At 71.5% G+C, this 7467-nt stretch carries 10 protein-coding genes; all 10 read right to left on the bottom strand.

The window, feature by feature from the left end:
- Positions 1-19 precede the first annotated feature (19 nt).
- From gspN to gspE, 10 genes are read right to left on the bottom strand one after another with little or no spacing between them, the layout of a single operon-like run.
- Positions 20-346, bottom strand: coding sequence for a type II secretion system protein N (gene gspN, locus V7702_RS09430; RefSeq protein ID WP_335649859.1), 327 nt, complete (start codon positions 344-346; stop codon positions 20-22).
- Positions 343-813 (bottom strand): type II secretion system protein GspM, encoded by a 471-nt coding sequence (gene gspM / locus V7702_RS09425; protein ID WP_335649858.1) that lies wholly within the window; start codon positions 811-813, stop codon positions 343-345. The genes gspN and gspM overlap by 4 nt, the downstream gene beginning before the upstream one ends.
- Complete coding sequence (gene gspL, locus V7702_RS09420) at positions 813-1934, bottom strand: type II secretion system protein GspL (protein WP_335649857.1); 1122 nt, start codon at positions 1932-1934, stop codon at positions 813-815. Before gspL ends, gspM begins: the two co-directional genes overlap by 1 nt.
- Positions 1931-2911, bottom strand: coding sequence for a type II secretion system minor pseudopilin GspK (gspK, locus tag V7702_RS09415; RefSeq protein ID WP_335649856.1), 981 nt, complete (start codon positions 2909-2911; stop codon positions 1931-1933). The genes gspL and gspK overlap by 4 nt, the downstream gene beginning before the upstream one ends.
- Positions 2908-3489 (bottom strand): type II secretion system minor pseudopilin GspJ, encoded by a 582-nt coding sequence (gene gspJ / locus V7702_RS09410; protein WP_335649855.1) that lies wholly within the window; start codon positions 3487-3489, stop codon positions 2908-2910. Before gspJ ends, gspK begins: the two co-directional genes overlap by 4 nt.
- A complete protein-coding gene (gspI, locus tag V7702_RS09405) occupies positions 3486-3851 on the bottom strand; it encodes a type II secretion system minor pseudopilin GspI (protein WP_335649854.1) in 366 nt (121 codons plus the stop codon). Before gspI ends, gspJ begins: the two co-directional genes overlap by 4 nt.
- Positions 3835-4332 (bottom strand): type II secretion system minor pseudopilin GspH, encoded by a 498-nt coding sequence (gene gspH, locus V7702_RS09400; RefSeq protein WP_335649853.1) that lies wholly within the window; start codon positions 4330-4332, stop codon positions 3835-3837. The genes gspI and gspH overlap by 17 nt, the downstream gene beginning before the upstream one ends.
- Positions 4307-4753, bottom strand: a complete 447-nt coding sequence (gene gspG, locus V7702_RS09395) for a type II secretion system major pseudopilin GspG (RefSeq protein ID WP_335649852.1) — start codon at positions 4751-4753, stop codon at positions 4307-4309. The genes gspH and gspG overlap by 26 nt, the downstream gene beginning before the upstream one ends.
- Before the next feature lie 27 nt (positions 4754-4780).
- Entirely contained in the window at positions 4781-5986 is a 1206-nt protein-coding gene (gene gspF / locus V7702_RS09390; protein WP_335649851.1) for a type II secretion system inner membrane protein GspF, read from the bottom strand.
- Positions 5973-7466, bottom strand: a complete 1494-nt coding sequence (gene gspE, locus V7702_RS09385; RefSeq protein WP_335649850.1) for a type II secretion system ATPase GspE — start codon at positions 7464-7466, stop codon at positions 5973-5975. The genes gspF and gspE overlap by 14 nt, the downstream gene beginning before the upstream one ends.
- Position 7467: the final 1 nt, after the last annotated feature.

The following is a 7467-nucleotide window of genomic DNA, read 5'->3' as shown; positions in this document are numbered from 1 at the left end:
GGACGGCGTCCACGTCGATCTACTCCACGGCGCCGCGGCCAAGCCGCGCCGCGCCCGCAGCGGCCTCACCCTTGAAGCCCAGCCGCGGCCGCCCCGCCAGCAGCGACAGCGGGCTCACCCCAAGGCGGACCTCGCCGAGCCGAAGGCCCCGATAGGCGGCGTCCGCCAGGCGTCCCCGCCAGACGGTCCCCGAGACTTCAGTGGCGCTCAGGCCAGCCTTGGCGGCGCGATCCCCCACGACAAGGCTCAGAGGCGCCACGGCCAGGAGGACCAGCAGCGTCGCCAGACCGAACACCGCCCCCAGGGCCGGGGCCACAAGCGGCAGGTTTGGTGGAGCGGCCCTCATGGGGTCACCGGAGCGAAGGTCGCATCCACGTCCAGCTGGCCCACATCGCCCTTCAGCACCGTCAGGTGACGGGCGGCGATGGCGTGCTCGGCCAGCAAGAGGGCGATCCAGGGCATGACCGAGGCGCTTGGCCCCATGACCACCGCCTGGACGCCGCCGTCCCCACCGGCCTCGATCCGCACCACCTCCAGGCCGGCCGCGGCGGCGGTGTCGGCCACCAGCTGCTCGACCGGCGCCGAGCGTGTGGGCGCAGGCGCAGCTTCGCCCAGGCGGGCGATCTCGGTCACCGCGGCGTCCACCACGGCCTCATCGGCCAGGGCGCGGGCCAAATGATCTTCTGCGTCCCGCGCCGCGCCGCGCAGGGGCGATGCCACGCCAAACCACAGGATGAAGATCAGGAGCAGCCCGGCGAGCGCGCCCAGGAGAATCTGCTCGCGCCGGCTACGCGTCGTCCACCAGTCCACCATCACCGTGCTCCCAGAATGACGTCGCTGATCACCCGCCCGCCCTCTTCCCGCGAGCCTTCAACCTGCACGGAAAGGCCAGAGGCGTTCAGGGCCTGAGCCAGGCCTTCGCCGTCCGAATAGGCCGCATGACTGATGGCGGCGCGCGCTGTGCCGTCAGGCATGATGATCAGGCTTTCCACCTGGACCTGGTCCATGGGCTCGACGGCGGCGAACAATTGCGCCGCCAGGCCGCTGGCGCCGCCGCCGGAGACCAGGGCCAGGGCGTCCAATTGCGCCTGGGCCTGGACGGCCGGGTCGGTGACCGGCGTCCCCTGCGGCAGGATGGCGGCGACCTTGGCCTCGGCCCTCGCCTCGGCCTGACGGGCGCGCATGTGGTCGACGCCGGCCTGGGCGCCCCAGAGGATCAGCGGGCTGATCAGGAGCGCGAGCGCCAGGATCGCGGCCCGGCGCAGGTCCTGCCGGCCCAGGGGCTCGCGGCGGGCGGGGTCAAACTCGCCCTGCAGCAGGTTGACCGCGGGACTGACCGCCATGTCGGCCAGGGCGCGCTCCAGGGCGGGGCCGGCCAGGGTCTGCGCCGGACGCTCGCCAACAATGGCGGCCACCAGATCCGGCTCGCCGGTGAAGGCCAGCCGCTGACCCCGCACGGCGGTCAGGGCGCCGAACGCTGCTGTGATGATCACCGGGACCCCGTCGGGATCATCTGGCGGCTCGGGCAAGGCCAGGCAGTCGGGGATGACCAGATCGGGGGCGACCCCATGCAGGGCGGCGTGGTCCAGCCAGGCCTGCATCCGCGCGGCCGAAAGCGCGACGATCAGGCGATGACCGTCAGCCTCGGGCGGCGACAGGGCCACATGGGCGCCCACCGCACTGGTCATCTGGTCTTCCAGCAGGGCCAGGGCCGCGCCCCTCGCCTGGGCCTCCGAGGCGGCCTTGATCGGCGCCCAGCGGACCAGGACCTCGGCGCCGGGGATCACCAGCACATTGCGCATGGGCGTGAGGGCCGAGGCCTCCTGCACTGGCAGGATGCCGCGCCCCACCACCGAGCCCAGCTCGTCGAGGATCAGATAGGTTGGCTCGGCGTCGGGCGCCGCGCCGGCGAGGACGATGCGGGTTCGGTTCATTCGTCGTATGTCCATCGGCGGGCGACCAGGCGGACCTGGTCGGTGGAATCGACCTCGAACAGGCCGCTGGCGACCACCTCAGCGTCGAGATAGTCCACCTGCGTCTGCAGGGTGAAGTAGTCGGTGGTGGCCTTGACCTGGCTGGGATCGGCAAGGCCGGCCTCGACTATGGCCGGCAACTGCAAGAACTCAGACGCGCTCCAGCCGCCGGCCGGCCGCGCGGCGATCACGCGCTGGGCAAGCTCCGGACTCACCTCGCCTTCCGTCAGCATGGTGATCAGCAGGGCCTTGTCCGGCGTGATGGTGTTCACATTGATCGGCGATAGGTCGTTGGTCGGCAGGGCGCACACATAGGGCCGAAGGCGGGCATAGACCGCCGGCGTGAAGCCGCGGATGGCCCGCAACTCACTGACCTCGGCCAGCAGGGTCCCGCCGGTTCGATAGGCCGGTGATCCGGCCAGATAGGCCTCGTCCTCGGCGCCGCCGCTCTCGCGCACCCCGTCGCTGTCGACCCAATCGGTGAGGGCCGCGCCCAGCATCTCGGCCTCCCGGGGGGCGAAGTTGAGAGCGCCCAGCAAGGCGTTGAACTGGGCGACGCCGGGGTCGCGCCGGCTAAGGACATCGCCCGCCCCCTGAACCACGCTGTTCAGGTTGAAGCAGGCGGCGCCGTCGGTGATCCGGCTCTGGATCAGGCCATTCTCCACCGGGAAGCTGAAGGGCCGGTCGTGCCAGCCGCCGTCCAGGGTGACCCGGTCCGACGCCCGCACCAGCTGGCTGATCTGTCCGGCAGCCAGGGTCTCGGCGCCCAGGGCGTACCAGCGGGCCTGGCCCACGGCCTCGGCGTTGGCGGCTCGCCGGATGCCAAATCGGATATCGTCGAGCACCACGGCGGCCAGCGTGGCCAGCACCGCCACCAGCAGCAGGACGGTCAGCAGGGCGACGCCGCGCTCGGAGGGCTTGGTGAGGCGCCGGATCATGCGCCGCCATCCGGCAACAGGATCAGCTGGGTCACCTCGCCGAAGGACTCCAGGTCCAGCTGCAGGCGGACCGCCTGCGGCAGGGGACGGTCGGCGCTCGGCGCCCAGGCCGGCGCCCAGGATCCGCGGGCGTAGAAGGCCACCACAAGGCCCCTCACCCCGCGCAACAGCACCTGGGGTTCGCCCAGGGCGGCGCCATCGAGGGCCGGACGGGCGCGCCGCTCCAGGCGGTCCTCCACCAGGCGGTATTCCACATATTGCATCGCCGCCCGCGGCGCGGCGTCGGGATTGTCCCAGCCGCGGCGGGTGAAGGCCAGCACCGGCGCAGCGTCGCTCTCGCCGCCTGAGAGGCTCCGGCTGGGCACGCCCCCGTCGGCGCGCGTGCGGCGGTCGGCGATCTGCTCCAGATCGGTCTTAATCAGGGCGCGCGCGCTCTGCAGGGCGGCGATTTCATCCATCCGTTCGCGCACCACGGCGCGGTTGTCCGCGGCGAAGCCGAGCACCGCCACACCGGCGGCCGAGAGCAGGCTGAAGACCAGCAGGGCCACCAGCATCTCCACCAGGGTGAAGCCCTTCATGCGCCCCCCCGGAAGACGGTGACCTCGGCCACGGTGCGGGGTTCGCTGACGCCGCGGACCTGGATGTCGATGCGCAACAGACCCTGGTCGGCAGGCGCGGTGATGCGACGCCAGATCCAGTCCTCACCGCCGAGCTGGACCTGGCCCTCGGCATCGCCCAGGGTCGGCGGTTCGGGCGAGATCAGGGCCTCGACGGCGGCGTTCTCCGCCACCATGGCCGCCAGGGTGCGGGTCTGCAGCAGCTGGGCCGTGCGGGTGTTTTCCCCCGCCAGGTTCAGGAGCGCGAGCACCACCAGGCTGAAAACCGCCAGGGCGACCAGCAGCTCGATGAGGGTGAAGCCCTGTTCAGCCGGCCGGCGCATCGAGCCGCACCTCGCCGGTCACATCGACGCTGATCGTCATCTGCTGGTCGGCACGCGACAGGGTCACCTTGGCCGGTTCGGCCGAGCCGGTGGGATCGAACCGCACGGCGTCGCGGCCCGGCGCAGCCTGCAGACGCGCGTCCAGGCCCACGGGCCAGGCGTGGGCTTCGAAGGGCGCAGCCTCCAGCGGCGCCCACTGGCCCCCGCGAAGGACGCGGAAGTCGTAGCCGTCCGCGTCCAGGCGAACCTCCACGGCGCGGTTGGTCAGCAGGGATTCCTCCCGCGCCCGGGCGAAGCGCCCGGCGAGCGCCTCGGCCTCGCGGCGCACCTCGCCCCGGCCGTCCGGGGCGGTCATCACCACCGCGGCGCCCATCAGGCCCAGGATGACAAGCACCACCATCAGCTCCACCAGGGTGAAGCCGGCCTCAGCGCGGCGGCGCGTCCCGGGGACGGCCTCAGTTCCAGTTGCCGATGTCCGCATCCTCGCCTTCGCCGCCCTTGGCCCCGTCGGCGCCGAAGGAATAGACATCGAACCGGCCCCGCTCGCCGGGATAGGCGTACTGATAGGGATTGCCCCAGGGATCGTCGGGCAGGCGGCGGATATAGCCCCCGTCCCGATAGCGATCGGCCCGGGGAACGCCGGCCGGAAGCTGGGTCAGGGCCGCCAGGCCCTGCGCCGTGGTGGGATAGGCCAGCATTTCCAGTCGGTAGGTCTCCACCGCCTGCTCCAGGGTGGAGATGTCGGCCTTGGTCTTTTCCCGCATGGCGCGGTCCTGGCTGGGCAGCACATTGATCATCACCACCGTGGCCAGCAGGCCCAGGATGACGACCACGACCATCAGCTCCACCAGGGTGAAGCCGGCCTCGGAGGCCGGACGGGGGCGCATCTTGCGTCGGGTCATGAGGGCTCCTTCGAACGCTCTGGTCCCCTAGCCCAGGGCCAGGGTGTTGATCTGCAGGATGGGCAGCAGGATGGACAGGACGATGACCGCCACCAGTCCGCCCATGAGAATGATGATCGCCGGCTCCAGCAGGCTGAGCGCCACGGCGGTGAAGGTGGCGAACTCGCGCTCCATATACTCCGCCGCCCGGCCCAGCATCAGCTCGACCCGGCCGCTGTTTTCGCCGCTGGCGGTCATATAGACGAGCAGCGGCGGGAAGACCGCCACCTTGCGCATGGCCGAGGACAGCGCCCCGCCCTCGCGGATCATCTCGGCCATGTCCGTCGTCGCCTGGCGCAGGACGTGGTTGTGGATGGTAGGCGCGGTGATCTGCAGGCCCTCGAGGATCGGCAGGCCGCTGGCGATCATGGTCGAAAGCGTGCGGGCCAGCCTTGCGGCATGCAGGTCGCGGGTCAGGCGGCCCAGGATCGGCAGGCGCAGCATCAGCGCGTCGGCCTTCATCCGGATGTCTGGTTGCCGAAGCGCACGCGCCGCCAGGAAGCCTGCGACCACCAGGACCAGCAGCATGACCAGGCCATAGCTGCGGATCGCATCCGACGTTCCGATCACCAGCCGCGTCAGCAGGGGCAGGGTCTGGCCCATGGACTCGAACTGGTCGACGACCTTGGGCACCACGAAAGTCATCAGGGCCAGGACCACCAGCAGGGCGGTGGCGGCCAGCACGGCCGGATAGACCAGGGCGGCGGTCACCTTGCTCTGGGCCTGCTGGTCCCGCTCCAGTAGGTCAGCCAGGCGTTCCAGGATCGACGGCAGGGCGCCGGAGCCTTCACCGGCGGCGACCATGGCCCGATAGAGGGGCGGAAAGGCTCGGCCTTGGCGCGCCATGGCGTCCGACAGACGATAGCCCTCCAGCACCCCTCCGTGCACGCCCATCAGAGCGGTGCGCACCGCAGGCTTCTCGGCCTGTACGGCGATGGTGCGCAGGGCCTCTTCCAGCGGCGCGACGGCCACCAGCGTCGCGAGCTGCCGGGTGACCAGGGCCAGGGACCGGGCGTCCAGGCGGCCGCCGAACAGGCCCGCCGAGCCCGCCTTGGCCTTGCCCGGCGAGAGACGGATGGCGGCGAGACGGCGGCGCTCCAGGACCTCGCGGGCGGCGATCTCGTCAGCCGCGGTCAGGTGGCCGGTGCGGGTGCGGCCGGCCAGATCCAGGGCGACATAGTCAAAGCTGGCCATGACCGCCGCCTTCCTGGCGCGTGACCCGCATGGCCTCTTCCACGGTCGTCAGGCCTTCGATGACGCATGCATGCGCCTCGGCCGAAAGACTGCCGCCGCCCGAGGCCACGCCGGCCGCAGCGATAGCCGCCTCGTCGGCGTTCTCGCCGATCAGGCGTCGCACATGGTCGTCGACCCAGATGGCCTCATAGATGCCCACCCGACCCACATAGCCGGTCTGGCCGCAGTCGGCGCAGCCCTGGGCGCGATAGAGGACCTGGCCCTCGGCCACGCCGGCCTGGCGGGCCGTCGCCTCATCGGCGGGCTCGGGCCGGCGGCAGGTCGGGCAGAGCCGGCGGACCAGGCGCTGGGCCACGATCAGCCGCACGGTCGAGGCCAGCAGGAAGGGCTCGACCCCCATGTCGCGCAGGCGGGTCACGGCGCCTGCCGCGTCATTGGTGTGGACCGTGGAGAGCACCAGGTGGCCAGTGAGGCTGGCCTGGACGGCGATCTGGGCGGTCTCCACGTCGCGGATTTCGCCGACCATGACCACGTCCGGGTCCTGGCGCAGGATGGCCCGCAGGCCGGCGGCGAAGGTCATGCCCACCTTGGCGTTGACCTGGGTCTGGCCGACTCCGGGCACGGCGTATTCCACCGGGTCCTCGATGGTCAGGATATTGCGGCTGGCGTCGTTCAGCAGGCTGAGGCCCGCATAGAGGCTGGTGGTCTTGCCCGAACCGGTGGGCCCGGTGACCAGGATCACCCCATTGGGTTCGGCCAGGGCCCGCTGGAAGGCCGAGAGGACGGCGGGGCGCATGCCCAGTTCCGGCAAGGGGATGCCGGCCTGTTCCTGGTCGAGGATCCGCATCACCACCCGCTCGCCGGCCCGGGACGGCAGGGTGGAAACCCGCACGTCCAGGCTGCGGCCGCCCAGCGCCAGGGAGATGCGGCCGTCCTGGGGGATGCGCCGCTCGGCGATATCCAGGCGCGCCATGACCTTGATGCGGCTGACGATCAGCGGACTCAGCCGGTGCGATAGACTGAGCACCTCGCGCAGGACGCCATCGATCCGCAGCCGGATGATCAGGGCGGTTTCGAAGGGCTCCACATGGACGTCCGACGCGCCGCGGCGGATGGCCTCGGCGATGACGCCATTGATCAGGCGGATGATCGGGGCGTCGTCCTGGCTGTCGAGCAAGTCGGCGGCCGCAGGGATATCCTCGGCCAGGCTGTCGAGGCCGCCGGGCATGTCGAGATCGTCAGGGCCGCCCGCCGACAGGCCGTCATCGGCATAGGCCTCCGACAGGCGCCGCTCGAACTCCGCCCGCGGCAGGGCGTGGACCTTCAGGGCGCGGCCCAGGGCGCGGCGCGCCTCCACCAGGGCCAGGGGATCGGCGCCGTCGCGCAGGCCCACATGGGCGACCTCGTCCACGCCCAGCAGCACGACGCCGTGGCGCTTGGCGAATCCATAGGGCAGCAGGGGCGGACCGGCGGTTTCCATC

It is taken from the genome of Phenylobacterium sp. (assembly GCF_036963605.1).
Taxonomy (GTDB): Bacteria; Pseudomonadota; Alphaproteobacteria; order Caulobacterales; family Caulobacteraceae; genus Phenylobacterium.
Note: the sequence above shows the minus strand (reverse complement) of the source record. Positions and strands in the feature narration are given on the sequence as shown.